The sequence below is a fragment of the Dietzia sp. Die43 genome (assembly GCF_024519835.1).
GTDB classification, from domain to species: Bacteria; Actinomycetota; Actinomycetes; order Mycobacteriales; family Mycobacteriaceae; genus Dietzia; species Dietzia kunjamensis.
This window is the reverse complement of sequence record NZ_JALJRF010000071.1, coordinates 1-396: the sequence shown is the minus strand read 5'-3', so window position 1 is coordinate 396 and position 396 is coordinate 1. Positions and strand designations below refer to the sequence as shown.

At 69.2% G+C, this 396-nt stretch carries 1 protein-coding gene; it reads left to right on the top strand.

The features are described from left to right. Positions 1–396, top strand: a 396-nt coding sequence (locus tag NR111_RS18285; RefSeq protein WP_256821635.1) for a DUF222 domain-containing protein, incomplete at both ends; no start/stop codon positions are given.

Sequence of the window (396 nt, the reverse complement as noted above, 5' to 3'; positions counted from 1 at the left end):
ATCCGGCGATCCTGTCCGCGATGGCGCAGGGGCGGCTGGATCTGCAGGCCGCGAAGATACTGGCCTCGCAGATGGCCACCGTCCACGTCGACGTGCTCGAGGCGGTGCAGCGCCAGGTCGTCGAGGAATACCTCGCCGCGATCGAGGGCGGGGTGCGCATGGGCGAGAAAGCCATCCGCAGCAACGTCGATGCGATCATCGCCCGCTACGACGCCGACGGGATCCGCCTGCGCCGACAAGAAGCCGCCCGCACCCGCGGGGTGCGGTTCCACAAGGGCGTCGATGGCATGTCGAGCGTGTCGGCGATCCTGGCCACCGAGGAAGCCGCCGTCCTGGCCGAAGCCCTCGACCAACGCGTGAAAGACCACAAGTACGCCGACGCCCAAGCCGCCGCCA